This window comes from Actinomadura fulvescens (assembly GCF_039533225.1).
In the GTDB taxonomy this organism is placed as follows: domain Bacteria; phylum Actinomycetota; class Actinomycetes; order Streptosporangiales; family Streptosporangiaceae; genus Spirillospora; species Spirillospora fulvescens.
The window spans coordinates 1-17,214 of record NZ_BAAATD010000015.1; the positions used below are offsets into that span (position 1 = coordinate 1).

14 protein-coding genes are annotated in these 17,214 nt (G+C 70.9%); 9 read left to right on the plus strand and 5 right to left on the minus strand.

Going from position 1 to position 17,214, the window contains the following annotated elements:
* Positions 1-186 precede the first annotated feature (186 nt).
* Positions 187-576: a helix-turn-helix domain-containing protein gene (locus ABD333_RS39220; RefSeq protein ID WP_344547688.1), complete on the plus strand. Its 390-nt coding sequence runs from the start codon at positions 187-189 to the stop codon at positions 574-576.
* Here ABD333_RS39220 and ABD333_RS39225 read toward each other — a convergent pair.
* Positions 563-1,384, minus strand: a complete 822-nt coding sequence (locus tag ABD333_RS39225; RefSeq protein WP_344547689.1) for an IclR family transcriptional regulator — start codon at positions 1,382-1,384, stop codon at positions 563-565. The genes ABD333_RS39220 and ABD333_RS39225 overlap by 14 nt on opposite strands.
* A gap of 245 nt (positions 1,385-1,629) precedes the next feature.
* Between ABD333_RS39225 and ABD333_RS39230 the strand changes: the two genes are divergently transcribed.
* From ABD333_RS39230 to ABD333_RS39240, 3 genes are all read left to right on the plus strand, one after another.
* Positions 1,630-3,579: an acyl-CoA dehydrogenase family protein gene (locus ABD333_RS39230; RefSeq protein ID WP_344547690.1), complete on the plus strand. Its 1,950-nt coding sequence runs from the start codon at positions 1,630-1,632 to the stop codon at positions 3,577-3,579.
* Positions 3,580-4,010: 431 nt separating this feature from the next.
* Complete coding sequence (locus ABD333_RS39235; protein ID WP_344547691.1) at positions 4,011-4,823, plus strand: class I SAM-dependent methyltransferase; 813 nt, start codon at positions 4,011-4,013, stop codon at positions 4,821-4,823.
* A 126-nt stretch (positions 4,824-4,949) separates the two neighbouring features.
* A complete protein-coding gene (locus ABD333_RS39240) occupies positions 4,950-7,283 on the plus strand; it encodes an ATP-binding protein (protein WP_344547692.1) in 2,334 nt (777 codons plus the stop codon).
* Between the two features lie 237 nt (positions 7,284-7,520).
* Here ABD333_RS39240 and ABD333_RS39245 read toward each other — a convergent pair whose 3' ends face one another.
* Positions 7,521-10,436 (minus strand): helix-turn-helix transcriptional regulator, encoded by a 2,916-nt coding sequence (locus ABD333_RS39245; RefSeq protein ID WP_344547693.1) that lies wholly within the window; start codon positions 10,434-10,436, stop codon positions 7,521-7,523.
* Between the two features lie 92 nt (positions 10,437-10,528).
* Positions 10,529-11,569 (minus strand): CaiB/BaiF CoA transferase family protein, encoded by a 1,041-nt coding sequence (locus ABD333_RS39250; protein WP_344547694.1) that lies wholly within the window; start codon positions 11,567-11,569, stop codon positions 10,529-10,531.
* A 184-nt stretch (positions 11,570-11,753) separates the two neighbouring features.
* Here ABD333_RS39250 and ABD333_RS39255 point away from each other — a divergent pair, with 184 nt between their 5' ends.
* The 5 genes from ABD333_RS39255 to ABD333_RS39275 all read left to right on the plus strand — a co-directional run bounded on the left by ABD333_RS39255 (position 11,754) and on the right by ABD333_RS39275 (position 15,511).
* Entirely contained in the window at positions 11,754-13,490 is a 1,737-nt protein-coding gene (locus tag ABD333_RS39255; protein WP_344547695.1) for an LLM class flavin-dependent oxidoreductase, read from the plus strand.
* A gap of 97 nt (positions 13,491-13,587) precedes the next feature.
* On the plus strand, positions 13,588-13,911 hold the full coding sequence (locus ABD333_RS39260) for a DUF1330 domain-containing protein (protein WP_344547696.1): 324 nt from the start codon (positions 13,588-13,590) through the stop codon (positions 13,909-13,911).
* Positions 13,912-13,984: 73 nt separating this feature from the next.
* Positions 13,985-14,620, plus strand: coding sequence for a maleylpyruvate isomerase family mycothiol-dependent enzyme (locus ABD333_RS39265; protein WP_344547697.1), 636 nt, complete (start codon positions 13,985-13,987; stop codon positions 14,618-14,620).
* 101 nt (positions 14,621-14,721) lie between these two features.
* Entirely contained in the window at positions 14,722-15,375 is a 654-nt protein-coding gene (locus ABD333_RS39270) for a hypothetical protein (protein ID WP_344547698.1), read from the plus strand.
* Between the two features lie 7 nt (positions 15,376-15,382).
* Complete coding sequence (locus ABD333_RS39275) at positions 15,383-15,511, plus strand: hypothetical protein (RefSeq protein WP_344547699.1); 129 nt, start codon at positions 15,383-15,385, stop codon at positions 15,509-15,511.
* Positions 15,512-15,566: 55 nt separating this feature from the next.
* Here ABD333_RS39275 and ABD333_RS39280 read toward each other — a convergent pair whose 3' ends face one another.
* Entirely contained in the window at positions 15,567-16,175 is a 609-nt protein-coding gene (locus ABD333_RS39280) for a hypothetical protein (protein WP_344547700.1), read from the minus strand.
* A gap of 100 nt (positions 16,176-16,275) precedes the next feature.
* Positions 16,276-17,172 carry a helix-turn-helix domain-containing protein gene (locus ABD333_RS39285; RefSeq protein WP_344547701.1) on the minus strand — a complete coding sequence of 299 codons (897 nt, stop codon included), beginning with the start codon at positions 17,170-17,172 and terminating at the stop codon, positions 16,276-16,278.
* Between the last annotated feature and the right edge of the window lie 42 nt (positions 17,173-17,214).

Consider the following 17,214-nt stretch of genomic DNA (forward strand, 5'->3'; position numbering starts at 1 on the left):
CCCAGGCACGCACCTCGCGGAGTTGTCGTCAGTCGACGGCCAAACCCGGGCCGACTCCCTCCTCCGCCCCCGCGATGCACGCACCTGGACGCCGCTCGCTACGGGCGCCGACTTCGAGACACGCCCTGGGCGACACCGTCTTCGCCTCCGGGACCTGCGCGGGTGCGCGTGGTTGAGTGATCGACCATGCCCGTGCTTGAGAGAAGAGCCGCGCTGCCCGTCGACGACGAGCACGCCCCGCTGTACTCCGTGGGCCAGGTCGCCGCGATGTTGCAGGTCCGGCAGGCGTTCCTGCGCCGGCTCGACGAGTACCAGGTGGTCTGCCCCCGCCGTACGGAGGGCGGACAGCGACGCTATTCGCGGTCCGAGATCAGCCTCGTGCAGTACGTCGTGGAGCTGGTCGGGGAGGGCATGACCCTGGCCGCGATCCGTCGTGTGCTGCAGCTGGAGCAGCGTGTCCGTGACCTGGAACGCCGCCGGGAGGACGACACGCGGCGCATCCGTGATCTCGAATCGCGCCTGCGGGGCCGCCGCGCCTCGGTGCCGCCGATGGAGGCGGCGGTCAGGTCAGGGTGAGGCTCAGGGTGCGCTGGATGCGGGCCGCGGTGGCCTGCATGCGGTGCACCGAAGCCTCGATCTTGGGCAGCTTGCTCGTCCGGCAGGAGATGGCGAGCGCGCCGACGACGCTGCCGGTCGCGTCGGTCACCGGGACGGCGGCGCAGCCGGTGCCGATCGCGTACTCCTCGTGGTCGAGGGAGAGCCCGGACGACTTGGCGAGCGTGCGCAGGAGCTGCTGCCGGTCGGTGATCGTGTGCGGGGTGAGGTCGACCAGCGGATGCCGGGCGAGGTAGTCGCGGCGGCGTTCGTCGTCGAGCTGGCCGAGCATGCACTTGCCGATGGCGGTGGCGTGGGCGGCGTCGTCGAAGCCCACCCAGAGGTCGACGCGGGGCGTGCGGGGGCCGTCGGCGATGTCGACGATGCGGATCTCGTCGTTCTCGTGGAGGCCGAAGTAGGCGGCGACGCCGAGCTCGTCGCGCAGGGCGGCCAGGGCGGGGCGGACGCGGGCGAGCAGCTGCTGGGTCTTGCTCTGGCCGTGCAGCGACTGCACCCGGTCGCCGAGCACCCAGACACCGTCGGACAGGCGCATCGCGTAGCCCTCGTGGGCGAGGGTGCGCAGGAGGTGGTAGGTCGTGGCGAGCGGCAACCCGGCCTCACGGGCCAGCTGCTTGGCGGGCGCCCCGTTGGGATGCGATGCCACTGCCTCCATCAGGTGCAAGGCACGTTGCACTGAGGCGATGAGAGTTGGTCTCCGTGTCTCATCCATCACGCACAGCGAACCCCTCTGGCCTCGTTGGGTCAAGGCCTTTGGCGATACTGGGCCCATTGGATCAGTTCTCGCGCGGTCACGTACCGGGTTCGCGCAACTCCGCTGCTCAATTGAGTAAGTGGAACGGTCCTTTATCGTCGCCTTTCCACATGGCGAGATCCTTGTTCCCACGGGCAGCGTAAGTGCACTCCAATCACATTGGCCTGGGCTTGACCCGCACGGCCGTTCGCTGGGCCTACTCAGGGGTACAACCCGGGAGTAACTTCGCAGGGGACACGCGGAAGCTACTCCGAGGAGCCGGTATGACCCAGCCGAGCCGCGTAGACGAGCGCACCGCCCGCAAGGTCGCCGAAGAGGCGCGCGAGACCGAATGGCGGCTTCCGAGCTTCGGAAAGCAGCTGTTCCTGGGCGACTTCCGTCTCGATCTCATCCACCCCCACCCGCGGCTCGACCCGGAGGCGGCGCGCAAGGGAGAGGAATTCCTGGCGCGGCTGCGGGAGTTCTGCGCGACGAAGGTCGACTCGGCCGCGATCGAGCGCGACGCGCGTATTCCGGACGAGGTCGTCAAGGGACTGCGCGCGCTGGGCGCGCTCGGCATGAAGATTCCGGAACGGTACGGCGGCCTCGGGCTCGGCCAGTACCACTACGGCCGGGCTCTTATGATCATCGGCTCGGTCAGCCCGGCGCTCGGCGCCCTCGTCTCGGCGCACCAGTCCATCGGCGTCCCGCAGCCGATCAAGCTCTTCGGCACCGACGAGCAGAAGAACACCTGGCTGCCGCGCTGCGCCAACGAGATCAGCGCGTTCCTGCTGACCGAGCCGGACGTCGGCTCGGACCCCGCGCGGCTGCGCACCACCGCGGTGCCCTCCGAGGACGGCGGCGAGTACGTGCTGAACGGCGTCAAGCTGTGGACCACCAACGGCGTCGTCGCCGACCTCGTGGTCGTGATGGCGCGGGTGCCGAAGTCCGAGGGGCATCGCGGCGGCATCTCCGCGTTCGTCGTCGAGGCGGGCTCGCCGGGCATCACCGTCGAGCACCGCAACGCCTTCATGGGCCTGCGCGGCATCGAGAACGGCGTGACGCGCTTCCACGACGTGCGCGTTCCCGCCGCGAACCTGATCGGCAAGGAGGGCGCCGGGCTCAAGATCGCGCTGACCACGCTCAACACCGGCCGCCTGTCACTGCCCGCGATGTGCGCGGCGGCCGGCAAGTGGTCGACCAAGATCGCGCGCGAGTGGTCCAAGGAGCGGGTCCAGTGGGGCCGCCCGGTCGGCGAGCACGAGGCGATCTCCAAGAAGCTCGCGTTCATCACCGCCACGTCGTACGCCCTGGAGGCCATGCTCGACCTGTCCGGCCGGCTGGCCGACGACGAGCGCAACGACATCCGCATCGAGGCGGCGCTGGCCAAGCTGTGGTCCTCCGAGATGGCCTGCAAGATCGCCGACGAGCTGATCCAGGTCCGCGGCGGCCGCGGCTACGAGACCGCGGCGTCACTGGCGGCCCGGGGCGAACGCGGCGTGCCCGCCGAGCAGGTCCTGCGCGATCTCCGGATCAACCGGATCTTCGAGGGCTCGACCGAGATCATGCATCTGCTGATCGCCCGCGAGGCCGTGGACGCGCACCTGTCGGTGGCCGGCGACATCATCGACCCGGACGCCTCGCGCGGGCAGAAGGCGCGTGCGGCGGCCCGCGCCGGCGGCTTCTACGCCCGGTGGCTGCCGACGCTGGTCACGGGCGCGGGCCAGCGGCCAGGCGCGTACGCCGAGTTCGGTCCGCTCGCGCGGCACCTGCGTTATGTCGAACGCGCCTCCCGCAAGCTGGCCCGTTCGACCTTCTACGCCGCGGGACGCTGGCAGGGCAAGCTGGAGTACAAGCAGGGCTTCCTCGGCCGCATGGTCGACATCGGCGCCGAGCTCTACGCGATGAGCGCCGTCTGCGTACGGGCCCTGGAAGACGGCGGGGAGACGGCCGGACGGCAGTCCGAGGGCGAGACGGCACGTCCGCCCGGGGTTTCCGCGATCAGGCTGGCCGACGCGTTCTGCAGGCAGGCCCGCGTACGGATCGAGGAGCTCTTCGAGGGGCTCTGGCGCAACACCGACGCCCTGGACGCCAAGCTCGCCAGGCACGTCCTCTCCGGCGACTTCACCTGGCTGGAGGAGGGCGTCCTCGACCCGTCCATCCCCGGTCCCTGGATCGCCGACGCGACGCCGGGCCCGTCCGACAAGGAGAACGTCCACCGTCCGGTCGGCTGACGAGCGCCCTGCTCCTGACCGGGGATCATCGCGCTGTGTCACCATCTGAAAACTGTCCGCCTGTGCCTTCGGCCAAGTGCGGATAGGTTGCACTCACCCGCTGTTACCGCCGTGATGACGGAGCCCCCGTTCCGGAGTGCGGCCCGACCTCGACGCGCTCGTGGCCCACGGCTGTCGAAGGTTCGGCCTCCCGGCCGCCGCACTCCGGGACGGGACCGACCGGCGGTCATGGAGCGGCAGGCGTGAGCGAGCTCACCCGGTGCCGTCGGCGCCGGAAAGCCCACGATCGGCTCATGGGCGGCAGCCGTCCACTAGACTGACCCGACCTTGCGCTAGAGATCGGCCCGCCTCGCAGTCCAGGTCGGCACGCCGGTCCGGCGAGCGCCAGCCGATTCCAGGCGACCGACAACGCACTCCAGCGAGCGGGAAGTATGCATTCACCAGGTCAGAAGAATTCCATTGCCGGCACGCTGCTCAAGCTCCTCAGCAGCAGGACGCGGCCCGCCGTTCCCACCGCCGGCGACGGCGAACTCGTCCAGCCCGCCGCGGGCGAGGGCGCCCTGGAAAACCACCTGGGCGGCGACGAGGCCCGCAACTACCGCAAGTACGAGTACGACATGGTGGCCCCGCACGTGGGCCGTTCCCTGCTGGAGATCGGCTCCGGCCTCGGGCACTTCTCCGAGCAGTTCGCCGGGCGGCTCGACTACCTGGCCGTGAGCGACAACGACCCCTACTGCGTGGGCGAGCTCCGCAACCGGTACGCCGACGACGACGACGTCGAGGTGCTCGACCTGGAGCTGCCGGCCGAGATCGACATCCGGCAGAAGGTCGACACCGTCGTGATGATGAACGTCCTGGAGCACATCAAGGACGACGTCCAGGCGCTGCGCGACCTCGCCTCGGTGACCAAGCCCGGCGGTCGCATCGTCATCTGGGTGCCCGGCTACATGCAGCTGTACGGCGACTTCGACCGCAAGGTCGGCCACGTGACCCGGTACACCCCGGCCACCCTGGAGGCCTCGGTCCGCGAGGCCGGGCTCGTCCCCGAGGTGCTCAAGCCGATCAACTTCCTGGGCGGCATCGCCTGGTGGGCGGCCGTCCGCCGCGGCGGCGCCGGTTACCCGGACCCGCGGCTGGTGAAGATCTACGACCGGACGGTCATCCCCGCCACCCGCGCCATCGAGCGCCTCGTGCGGCCGCCGTTCGGCCAGACCGTCTTCTGCGTGGCCCGCGTTCCCGGCTGAGGCGGCGAGGGCGACCGCGCTCGCGGTAGGTAATCGGGCCCTCTCAGGTCGTGGTCGGGCGGGTACGATGCCGGAAGACCCTCCGATACGCCGGTCGAGCACCGGCGATGCGACCCGAGGCGGCCCGTGGCGAGCGTTGCGCTGGAACGGCGGGCGGGCTGGCTGCCCGCAGAGGTGACCAGGTTCGTCGGACGAAAGCGTGAGCTCTCCGAGGGCAAACGGCTCCTGGAGGCGTCACGGCTGGTGACGCTGACCGGGGCGAGCGGGGTCGGCAAGACCCGGCTGGCGCTCCACCTGGCGGCGGAGGCCCGTCCCGGCTACGCCGACGGCGCGTGGTTCGTCGATCTGTCGGCGCTGCGTGACGCCGAACTGCTCGCGCACACCGTGGCCGAGGCGCTGCACGTGCCCGACCAGTCCACGCGCGACCGGCTCGACATGCTGGCCGACCATCTGGCCGACCGCCAGCTGCTGCTCGTGCTCGACACCTGCGAGCACCTGGTGGACGCCTGCGCGATGCTGGCGGAGGTGCTGCTGCGGGCGGCGCCGCGCCTGCACCTGCTGGCGACCAGCCGCGAGCCGCTCGACGTGCTGGGCGAGCACACGATGGTGCTGCCGCCGTTGAGCCTCCCCGACGCCGAGGGACCGGGCGCCGAGGGCGTCGCCGAGGCGATCGCGATGTCGGACGCGGTGGCGCTCTTCGCCGACCGCGCCGCGGCGGTCGTGCCGGGCTTCACGCTGAGTGAGAACGATCTGGGCGCCGTGGCCCGGCTGTGCCGGCGGCTGGACGGCATCCCGCTCGCGATCGAGCTGGCCGCCGTACGGCTCCGCGCGCTGTCGGTCGAGCAGCTCGTCGAGCGGCTGGACGACCGGTTCCGGTTGCTCGGCACCCATCGCGCGCAGCGGGCCGGGCGTTCCCGCCACCAGACCCTGCGGGCGGCGGTGCAGTGGAGCCACGAGCTGTGCACGCCGCGGGAGGCGTTGTTGTGGGCCCGGCTCACGGTCTTCCCCGGCGGGTTCGATCTCACCGCGGCCGAGCACGTGTGCGCCGACGCGGAGAACGCGGCGACCGGCCTGCCCGCCGACGCGGTCTACGAGACGCTCGCGCGCCTCGTCGAAAAGTCGATCGTGCTGCGCGAGGAGGGCGGCCGCCGTTACCGGATGCTCGACACGCTCCGCGAGTACGGCGGCGACCTGCTGGCGGGGCTGGGCGAGAAGGAACGGCTGCGGCGCAGTCACCGCGACTGGTTCCTGAGCCTCGCCATCCGCGCCGAGGCCGAGGCGTTCGGCGCCGACCAGCCCGAACGCCTCGACCGTCTGATGCGTGAGCACGCCAACCTCCGCGCCGCCCTCGACTACTCGGTCACCACGCCCGGCGAGGCCGCGCAGGCGAGGCGGATGACGGTGGCGCTGGCGCAGTTCTGGTTCTCCGCGGGGCTGCTCGGCGAGGGGCGCCTGTGGCTGGGCAAGGCCCTCGACGCGGACGGCGGCCACGACGCCACGTCCGATCGCGCCAAGGCGCTCTGCCTGGCCGGACTGCTGGCGGTGCTCCAGGGCGATCTTGAGGCGGCTGAGCGTTTCCAGGCCGCGGCGGTGCCGCTGGCGTCGGACGGCTTGGAGCGCGCCTACACGGTCGAGCTGGCCGGGCTCGTGGCGTTCTTCCGCGGCGATCTGGAGACGGCCCTGCCCCTCCTGGCGGAGCCCGCTCCGGACGGCGACATCTGGACGATGTTGCGGCTGCCGCTGCTCGCCGCGGTGCACTGCCTCACCGGCGAGATCGACCGGGCCCTGGAGTTCTGCGAGGAATGCCAGGTCGTCAGCTCCGAGTGCGGCGACCAGTGGTGCCTGGCGTACGCGACGTGGGTACGCGGGCTCGCGCACTGTCTCCGTGGTGACCCTGAGGCGGCGACGGTGGAGGCGCGGCGCACGCTGGGGCTCATGCGCGACCTCAACGATCGGCTCGGCGGCGCGATGGCGCTGGATCTGGCCGCGAGCTGCGCGGGCTTCACCGGATCGTACGAACGGTCGGCGCGGCTGTTCGGCGCCGCCGAGCGAATGTGGCGGATGGTGGGCGCGCCGATGTTCTTCGGCCCCGCCTACCTCTCGTTGCGCGAGGTCGTGCTCGCGGAGGTGCGCGGTTCGCTCGGGGAGCGCTGCTGGCAGGTCTTCCATGACGAGGGGCTCCGGCTCGGTCTCGACGAGGCCGTGGAGCACGCCATGGACGAGCGTCCCGGCGTCAACGCGCATGACGTCGATCCCTGGGAGCCCCTCACCCGCCGCGAACGTGAGATCGCGGCCCTGGTGGCGCAGGGGCTGTCCAACCGGGAGATCTCCGAACGCCTGGTCATCGCCAAGCGCACGGTCGACTCCCACTTGGAGCACATCCTCGCCAAGCTGGAGATGGCCTCCCGGACACAGATCGCCGCCTGGGTCACCGAACGTCGTCGTCCGGCCCGCGACTGATTTTTAGGTACGGCTATCGGGATGTCTCCCGATGCGTAGGCGGGCCCCTATCCGGAAGACTAAGTACTCGCTGAAAGGGCCACGTGCCGCCTCTCCGAGCGGAGAAGTGCCGCGTACTTCCGCGGACCGTGTCCTGGCAGGCAACCACTGAAGTTCCCGTGTGGTCCGACGGTTCGGCGGCTGGAGCCCGGGAGGGGAGGCTCCCGTCGCCGGATCCACACCGTGCGGCGCCTCGTCTCAGGCGCGACGGATCGGGAAGAGAGCCAGGCGGTGCGCGGTGGCCGCGGCTTCGCCGCGGCTGGCGACCTCCAGCTTGGTGAGAATGTTCGAGACGTGGACGCTCGCCGTCTTGGCCGAGATGAAGAGCACCTCGGCGATCTCGCGGTTGCTCTGGCCGTCGGCGACCAGGCGCAGCACTTCGAGCTCGCGCGGGGTCAGGCCGAGCGGCGGGCCGGCGGGGGCGGGCTCGGTGGCCGGCCCGGCCGCGCGGCCGAGGCGGGCGCGGCGGCGGAGATCGTCGAGATGCGCGGAGAGCGGCTTGGCTCCAAGCCGGTCGGCGAGGTCGGCGGCGCGCCGCAGACGGTCGGCGGCGGCGTCGCGGTCGCCGTCGAGGATCGCCGCCTCACCGGCGCGGGTCAGCGCGGTGGCGAGCGGATAGCGCTCGCCGAGCCTCTCCCACGCTGCCGCGGCGGTGTCCCAGGCCGCCAGGTCGTGCACGCCCCGGGCGCGGGCGGCCTCCGCGAGGAACGTGAGGCGGTGCGCCTCCTGGGCGGGGCCCAGCACCTTGAGATCGGCGGCGCGGGCCTCGATCTGCGGCAGCGCCGGCGTTCCGTCGATCGTCGCCTGGTCGCCGAGGGCGGCGCAGGCGGTGGCACCGAGCACCATGATCGGCCAGGCGTAGCGGCTGTCGTCCGGCAGGCCCGTGGTCGGGATCACCGGGCCGACGGCCTCCAGCGCCTCCTCGTACCGGCGGGCCGCGATCCGGAGCCGGGCCTTCAGCCGGAGCGTGGCGAAGTAGTCCTGGGTCTTCAGCCACTCCATCTTGAGATCCATGATCTCGTCCGAGGCGTCGAGCCAGGCCTGCGCGGCCGGCAGGTCGCCGCGCGCCGCCGCGACCTCGCCGAGCAGCACCAGCAGGGAGGTGCGGATCGTGATCGCCGGGTCCTGCTCCAGAGCCTGGCCGAGCACGGCGAACGCCTCGTCCCAGCGGCCGAGCGACACCAGCGGCTCGGCGAGGTTGATGCCGAGGAACGTGCCCTGCGTACGGGCGACGCCGAAGTCCTCGGCCCGCTCCATGCCGCGCCGGGCCACCTCGACGGCCTCCTCATGCCGCCCGCAGCCCTCCAGGAAGTGCGACTTGATCACGGCGAGGCGCAGCAGCACGCGGTGGCTTCCCGAGCGCAGCGCGGCCTCCTCGGCGGCGGCGAGCATCTCCTCGTCGCCGTCGTAGTCGATGTCGACGCAGAACAGCGTGATCAACGCATCGGCCTCGGCGATGACGTCGCCGAGCGCACGGGCGATCTCCATCGACTCGACGGCGGCGCTCCGGGCCTCCTGGGTGTCGGTCGTCAGCCGTACGTACTGCGCCAGCGTGGCGAGCGTACGGGCGCGGATCACCGAAGGCTCGGCCGGCAGGCAGCGCACCGCCTCGCGCAGGTCCTCGACGAACCCGGGCCGGGCCATCTGGTGGCGCATCCGGCCACGCAGCTCCAGCAGCGCGGCCCGCCGCGTGCTCGGGCCGCCGGACTCCTCGACCTCGCGCAGCGCCGCGGTGGCCAGCTTGATGCCGATCTCGTACTCGCCGGCAAGGTCGGCGGCGGCAGCGGCCTGCTCCAGCACGTCGGTGTGGTCGGCGCCGATCCGCTGGGCGGCGTCCGGTACCCGCTCCCACAGCTCCAGGACGCGCGACAACATCGCCAGCGACTCGGCGTAGGCCAGGGCCTTGTGGGCGTCACCGGCCGCGCGGCTGGAACTGACGAGCGCCCACGTGGCGTCGTGCGCGGCGTTCCAGTGGTGGCTGAGTTCGACCCACAGGCGACCCGGCGGCACCAGGCCGGGGTCGTCTTCGAGGGCCTGGGCGTAGCGCGTATGGAGCCGGGTGTGCTCGCCCGGCAGCAGGTCGTCGTGGAGCGCCTCGCGGATCAGGGCGTGCCGGAACGCGTAGCCGTCGCCGTCCACGACCAGGACATTGGCGGCCACGGCGGGCCGCAGGACGCGGGTCAGCGTGGTGTCGTCGAGCCCGGAGACGGCGGCGAGCAGGGCGTGCTCGATGCGGGTTCCGCCGCCGCTCGCGTCGCGCAGGACGTCCTGGGTCTCCTCCGGAAGCCGCTGCACGCCCGCGAGCAGCAGGTCGCGCAGCGACTCGGGGAGCTCGCTGGCGAGCGTCCCGTCGCTGTCGAGCAGCGCCTCGACGAACAGGGGGTTGCCCTCGCTGCGCGCGTGGATCCGGTCCACCAGCCGCGGCTGGGGCTCGGTCCCGAGGATCCGGGCGGCCTGCTCGGCGACCTCGGCGCGCGACAGCCGGGTCAGCTCGATCCGCCGGACCTTGTCGCTGCGGTCCAGCTCGGCCAGCAGCGGCCGCAGCGGATGGGTGCGGTGCAGCTCGTCGACGCGGTAGGTGACCACGATCAGCAGCGGTGCGGAGAAGGTGTTGCGGACCAGGAACGCCAGCAGGTCACGGGTGGACCGGTCGGCCCAGTGCGCGTCCTCGATCACCAGTACCAGCGGCTGCCGTTCGGCCAGCCGCTCCAGCAGGGTGAGCACCAGCTCGAACAGCCGGGCGCGTTCCTCGCCGGAGGGCGTGTCGCTCTCGGGCTCGCCGAACTCGGGCAGCAGGCGCGCCAGGCCCCGGGTGTCGCCGCGCGGCAGCAGCTCGGCGATCCCGTCGATGCCGATGTCGCGGACCAGCCCGCGCAGCACGGTGGTGAACGGGGCGAACGGCAGGCCGTCGGAGCCCAGCTCCAGGCAGCCGCCGACCAGCAGCCGGGCGCGGGGCGTCCCGTCCACGTCCTCCACCGTCCGGGCGAACTCCCGGACGAGCCGGGTCTTGCCGAGGCCCGCCTCACCGCCGACGAGCACGGCGCCCGGCGCGGCGGCCAGCGCCTCGTCAAGATCACCGAGCTCCGCCGAACGGCCCACCAGGACCGGACTCATCACGCGTACGCTCACGCACCAAGGATGCCCTATGAATACGACAAAACCATCCAAATATCACCCTGTGAGATCGCCCGGAGCCCACGGCGGGCTCAGGGGCGCCAGCCCTGGTCACGGTGCTGGTCGAGCTCGGCCACGGGACCGGCCGGGAGCGGCGGATGGGCCGCCGTCCGGACGGGGCTCCCCACCGTCTCGGCGTCGATCACTCCTCGTTCCCGGAAGTGCTCGTGGGCCATCATCTCGGCGCGCGCCAGCAGCGGGGCGACGGGGGCGCCGGCCGCTCCGAGCCGCTCGACCGCCTCGTCCCGGGTGAGCCCGGCGACCGCCGCCGCGACGGCCCCGTCGAGCTCGCGCACCCGCCCGAGGCGTTCGAGGAACGGCACGGCCGCGAGATCATCCAGCTCCAGGGCCTCGCACGTGGCGGCCCAGAGACGCTCCTCGGACACCACCCCCAGCGTGATCTTCTCGCCGTCCCTGGTCGGGTAGACCCCGTAACCGGGCACCGGCCCCGCGCCGCCGTTCCGGGTGATCGCCGTCGGCACGGTACCGACCCAGTTGGCCAGGACATCGGCCATGCCGAGGTCGATCCGGTCGCCGATCCCGGTCGCCCGTGCCTTGAGGCACGCGGCCGTGATGGCGAACGCGGCCATCGTCGCGGCGGCCATGTCGGCCACGGGCAGGTCGTCGGCGTCGGGAGAAACGGCCTCAGCCCCCAGAGCGGCCGCGTACGCCCGGTAGTTGACGTCATGGCCGGGCACCGCCGCCAGCGGCCCCTGCGCCCCGTACCCCGAGATCGAGCAGTACACCAGCCCCGCGTTGAGCGTCCGCAACGCCTCGTACCCGACTCCCAGCCTCTCGGCGACGCCGGGGCGGAACCCCTCCACGAAGACCTCGGCCCCGCTCGCCAGCTCCAGGCAGCGCGCCCGGTCCCCGTCGTCCTTGAGGTCGAGGACGAGGCTGCGCTTGTGCTGGTTGAGCAGGTCGAAGTGGCTCCGGAACCCGCGCATCGGCTCGCCGCCGGGCGGCTCCACCTTGATCACGTCCGCGCCGAGCTGGGCGAGCAGCTGCGTGGCGTACGGCCCGGGCCGCCACATGGTCAGATCCAGTACCCGCAACCCGTCCAGCAGCGCCATCCGTACCCGCTCCCCTCGATCGTGGTAGGCCCCACCGTGCCGCCGGGCCATCATCAAGTCAAGCGAGCGCTTGGTCGATGACTGGCGGTGTGTTGACTCGAAGTCCGGCAGGGGTGACGCTGGCCGGGTAGCGGGACACATCGTCGTCTGTTCTCCCTGGTCAGAGAGTGGAAGGAGCATAAAGGTGCGTTTCGGGATCTTCTACGAGCATCAGCTTCCGCGGCCTTGGGATCATGGGGAGGAGCACCGGCTCTACAAGGACGCGCTGGAGCAGATCGAGATCGCCGACCGCGTGGGGTTCGACTACGTGTGGGAGGTCGAACACCACTTCCTGGAGGAGTACAGCCACTCGTCGGCGCCGGAGGTCTTCCTCGCGGCGGCGTCGCAGCGCACCAAACGGATCCGGCTGGGGCACGGGATCGTCCAGCTGCCGCCCGACGTCAACCACCCGGCACGGGTGGCCGAGCGGATCGCGACGCTGGATCTGGTCTCGGACGGGCGGGTCGACTTCGGGACGGGGGAGGCCAGCTCCAGCGCCGAGCTGGGCGGCTTCGGGGTGCGGCGCGCCGGGAAGCGGGCCCAGTGGGAGGACGCGATCGACGCGATCACCCGGATGTTCGTGGAGGAGCCGTTCGCCGGGTGGGAGTCTCCGCACCTGCGGATGCCGCCCCGGAACGTCATTCCCAAGACCCTGCAGAAGCCGCATCCGCCGTTGTGGGTGGCGTGCTCACGGCGGGAGACCATTCATTTCGCGGCCCGGAACGGGATCGGGGCGCTGTCGTTCTCCTTCGTGGAGCCCGAGGACGCGGCCAAATGGACGGGCGAGTACTACCGGATCATCGAGTCGGACGAGTGCGTGCCGGCGGGGTTCGCGGTCAATCCGAACGTGACGGTCGTCCTGCCGATGATGCTGCACGAGGACGAGGCCACCGCGATCGACCGCGGGATCGACGGGGCGCACTTCTTCGGATTCGCGCTCGCGCACTACTACGGGACGACCCCGCACGATCCGGGGCGCACGGACGTCTGGGCCGAGTTCCAGGAGCGGCGGGCGCGCCAGGGGTTCGACCGGGAGCAGATCATCGCCAACGCCGAGGCGCTCAACGTGAACGTGGGGTCGCTGCGGGGCGCGGTCGGCACGCCCCAGCAGGTCGCCGATCTGGTGCGGCGGTACGAGACGGCGGGAGTCGACCAGATCGTCTTCGTGCTCCAGGCGGGCCCCAACAAGCATGAGCACATCTGCGAGAGCATCGAGCTCTTCGGCAAGGACGTGCTGCCTCGTTTCGCCGAGGGGCGGGAGGAGCGGGAGGCCGCCAAGGCCGAACGGCTCGCGCCCGCGGTCGAGGCGGCACTCGCCCGGCGGGCTCCGGCTCGGAAGTCGCCGCCCGGATACCGCATCGATGAGGACGCCGAGCTCGCCAGGGCGCGGCGCGCCCGCAGGTCGGGGCGTCCGGCGGGGCTCCGCCCGGCGTTGGCGTCGGTGCGGGACGAGGCGCGCGCGACGACGCGGCGGCGCGTCCAGCAGGGGTTCTCGCGGTTCGTCCGCGGTCGGTCGGACGCCGAGATCGAGCGAACGTTCGGGCCCCGGGCGCAGCGCGTCTTCTTCGCCGCGATGGCGCGGCAGTTCGACCCCTCGACGGCGGCGGGCTTCGAAGGCGAGCTGGAGTTCCGGCTGAACCGTACGGACGGCACCCAGACCGCGTGGACCGTCCACGTCCGCGGCGGGAAGGCCCGGGCAAGGCAGGGCGAGGCCCGCGAGCCCGCCATCACGATCCTCACGGGCACCGCCGACTTCCTGCGCACGTTCACGGGCGACGCCAACCCCGCGTCGCTGCTGATGGACGGCCGTCTGAAGATCCGCGGCAACCTTGAGCTGGCACCGAAGATCAGCGAGATGTTCGGCGGCCCGTCGCCGTACTGAGGTAGTCGCGCGCATTACCTGCCGCGTAATCGCCTCGGGTGGGTCCTGACCGGCATCGTTGGGGCGTCGGGAGAGACCCACTGATGGAGGGGACGTCATGTCTGCGTACGGCGTAGGGCACCTGCACGAGGTCACCATGGGGCCGGGGATCGTGGAGTACCTGGAGCGGATCGACGCGACGCTGGAGCCGTTCGGCGGGAAGTTCATCGTCCACGGGGCCAAGGCGGAGGTGAAGGAGGGGGACTTCCGGGGCGACCTGATCGTCATCGAGTTCCCCGATCTCGACCGGGCCCGGGAGTGGTACGACTCGGCGGCCTACCAGGCGATCATCCCGCTGCGGGCCGACAACTCGGTCGGCGACATCTTCCTGCTGGACGGCGTCGACGGTGATCATGTGGCGACCGACGTCCTGGCGACGTGAGAGCGCGAGGCGAGGAGCCTTGACGACTGGCCGCCGCGTGTCACGGTGGTAGAGACCTGGACGGGGGATCGTCATGGACCGTGACGAGATCTGGCGAACGATCGACGAGCAGCGGCGCGGCCTGGCCGACCTCTTCGACGATCTGACCGAGCGTGAGTGGGAGACGCCGTCCCTCTGCGCGGGCTGGCGCGTGCGCGACGTCGCCGCCCACCTCACGCTGGCCCAGACGGGGGTGTTCCCGGCTCTGCGAGCCCTGGTCCGGGCCCGTGGCAGCGTCAATCGCATGATCCGTGACTCGGCCCGGCGGCAGGCCGAGCTGCCGGTCGACGGCTACGCCCCGATGCTGCGCGCCATGGTCGGTTCGCGCGTGACGGCGCCCGGGCTTTCGGAGCTGGAGCCGCTCATCGACGTTCTCGTGCACGGTCAGGACATCGCCGTCCCGCTCTCACGTACCCGCCCCATGCCGACCGAGGCGGCGGCCGTCGCCGCGTCGCACGTCTGGCCCGCGCTCTGGCCCTTCCGTGCGGAACGCCGGCTGCGCGGGGTCAGGCTCGTGGCGACCGACCACACGTGGACCGCGGGAGAAGGGGCCTTGGTGGAGGGCCCGATCTCGGCGATCCTCCTGCTCATCACGGGCCGCCCTGTCGCGCTTCCGCTCCTCGCCGGTCCGGGCGTTCCCGAGCTGGAGGCCCGCCTGAGCGCACGCTGAGGTCCCCGAAGCGTGGCCATAGGGCCCATGGGCCCTATTTGCAGCAATGACAAATTCATAGCGTGCCGGGTGCCATCGCTCCTTTTCAGAGGGGAATCCTCATGAAGGTCCGCTATCTCGCATCCGGCGGAATCGCCACGGTCGTCGCGGCGGGAACGCTCGCGGGCGGCATCGCCCTGTCGGCGCAAGACTCCCAACCCGGCACCACCAGAGTCGCCGCCTCCGTTCAGGACGCCTCCACCGCCGCACCCAACCGCTACACCATCATCCAGACCTTCGCGGCAGGGGGTGCGGGGCGCAAGCTCCGCAAGGTTCCGCTGCGGCGCGGCTACTTCAAGCGCTCGGAACCGGCGAAGGGATTCGGCTTCGCCAAGATCGCGCTCAAGCACGGATTCACGAAGTACTCGCACATCGCGAAGATGACCAAGGTCGCGTCGTGGCGGCACACGACAGGGACCAACTACAACCTCTCCATCACCGCACGGGAGTTCACGTGCGGCAAGAGCGGCTGCCGGATCAAGCGCAAGCAGGTCGTCCGGCAGGTCGTCGACACCCGCATCACCCGGGGAAAGCCGTTCGGGCTCGTGACCATGTACTGCCCGGGGACCGGGGACCGCTGCCCGTCCTGGGTGATGAAGACCTTCAGCTGCCCGAAGATCGAAAAGGGCCTGCCCTGCAAGGCGCACGGCGCCGGGACGAAGGCCGCCCTCCTCGGCACGACGACCCGCTTCGACCTGGTCCCCGGCCGCGTCTGAGACGTTCATGCTGAAGGCGGAAGACGTCAAGCTGCGGGACCATCTCGTCGACCTGTCCGACATCCAGTACGACGGGACCCGGCTCGGCCTGCTGCTGAGCTGGGCCTCGTTCGTCAGGCTACGCCAACGCCTGTAAAACCAAGGAACCGGTCACCTCCTCTTTGCGAGGTGACCGGTTCTTCTGTTCGGGATCAGACTTGGCGTACCCGGGAGTCGAAGATCCAGAATTTGTAGGCGGTTCCGGTGCCGACCCAGTGATCGGGCTTCTGGTCCCAGACGCACCGGACGGCGGTCGGCGTGAAGAAGCGCACCTTTCCGCGCCTCTCGTACACGTTGAACTTGTAGGCCTTGTAAACGCGTCCCATCTGCAGCTGGTAATGCAGCTTCTTCTTCTTGGGGCCGTACGGAAGCTTCCCGCTGGAGGCGGTCATGGTGTCCTCCCATGACTTTTCCACGGAGAAGCCGACGGTGTTGCTGATCGCCTTGATGGTGACGCCGAAGGTGGCGGTCACGGAGTTCTTGACGCCGACCTTCTTGGAGATGTCCAGGCGCTGCCCGCTGTATCCGGCGATGCGGTGGACGGGGTCGTTGGGCCAGGTCTTCTTCGTTCCGACGAACTTGCGATACTTGGAGTAGCGTGCGAGAGAGCAGGGGCGTTCGGCCTTTTTGGCGGTGGCGGCGGAAACATTTCCGGCCTTGACCTCGCCGGAGTCCATGAGGGCCCAGCCGGCGGGCACCAAGGTTCCGGTTGCCAGCGTCGCCGCGATCGCGAGCCGCCCGGCTCGCGTGATACGTGCCATTGTGCGCTCCAATACCGTCGACCATTTTCGAACGACGGTATTGAGCGTGGTCACCGGCCCGACAGGGCCCTAGGGCCTTGCCAGGGGCCCCAGCCTGGAGTCACATTTCGTCGAGGACGTTTTGGAGGATCTTGGGCGTCGAGGTGGCGGGGGCCGAGTGCACGGCGAGCCGGTTCATCACGTCGGTGTAGTGGAAGACGTCGGCCGGCTTGTCGGGATAGAACGCGTTGGTGAGCTGCTCCAGGTAGATCACGTCGGGCAGGTCGGCGGCGGGCAGGCGCAGGATGCTGATCGGGCCGCCCGCACCGTGGCCGCCCGCGCTGAACGGGCTGATCTGCACCGTGACGTGCGGCAGCTCGTTGAGGGCGATGAGCTGCTTCAGCTGGGCGCGCATGGTGGCGCGGCCGCCGAAGGGACGGCGGATCGCGGCCTCGTCGAGGACGGCCCAGAACCGCACCGGGTCGGGCCGGGTGAGCACCTGGTGCCGCGCCATCCGCAGCTCGACGCGGCGTTCGATCTCGTTGTCGGACGCGCTCGGCATGCCGGCCCGGACCACGGCATGGGCGTAGGCCTCCGTTTGGAGGAGACCTGGCACGAACTGGACCTCGTAGCAGCGGATCATGCTGGCGCCCTGCTCCAGCCCGAGATAGGCCTCGAACCAGGGGGGCACCAGGTCGCTGTAGGCCTGCCACCAGCCCGCCGCGCTGGCCTGCTTGGCCATCTCCAGCAACGGCAGCCGGTCGGCCAGGTCGGTGACGCCGTACAACGTCAGCAGGTCGGAGACGTCACGGTCCTTGAACCGGACCCGTCCGAGCTCCATCCGGCTGATCTTCGACGCGGAACCGCGGATCTCGTAGGCGGCCTGCTCGGCGGAGATGCCGCTGAGCTCGCGCAGCCGTCGCAGCTGTGCCCCCACGACCAACCGCAGCACGGTCGGTCCCGCACGCCCGTGCGTCAGCGCACTGGGCGGCATGTCCTCGACACGTTCGGTGCCCACTCCCACTCCCGAAAAATCACAAGCGACGCCGAACCCCGGTCA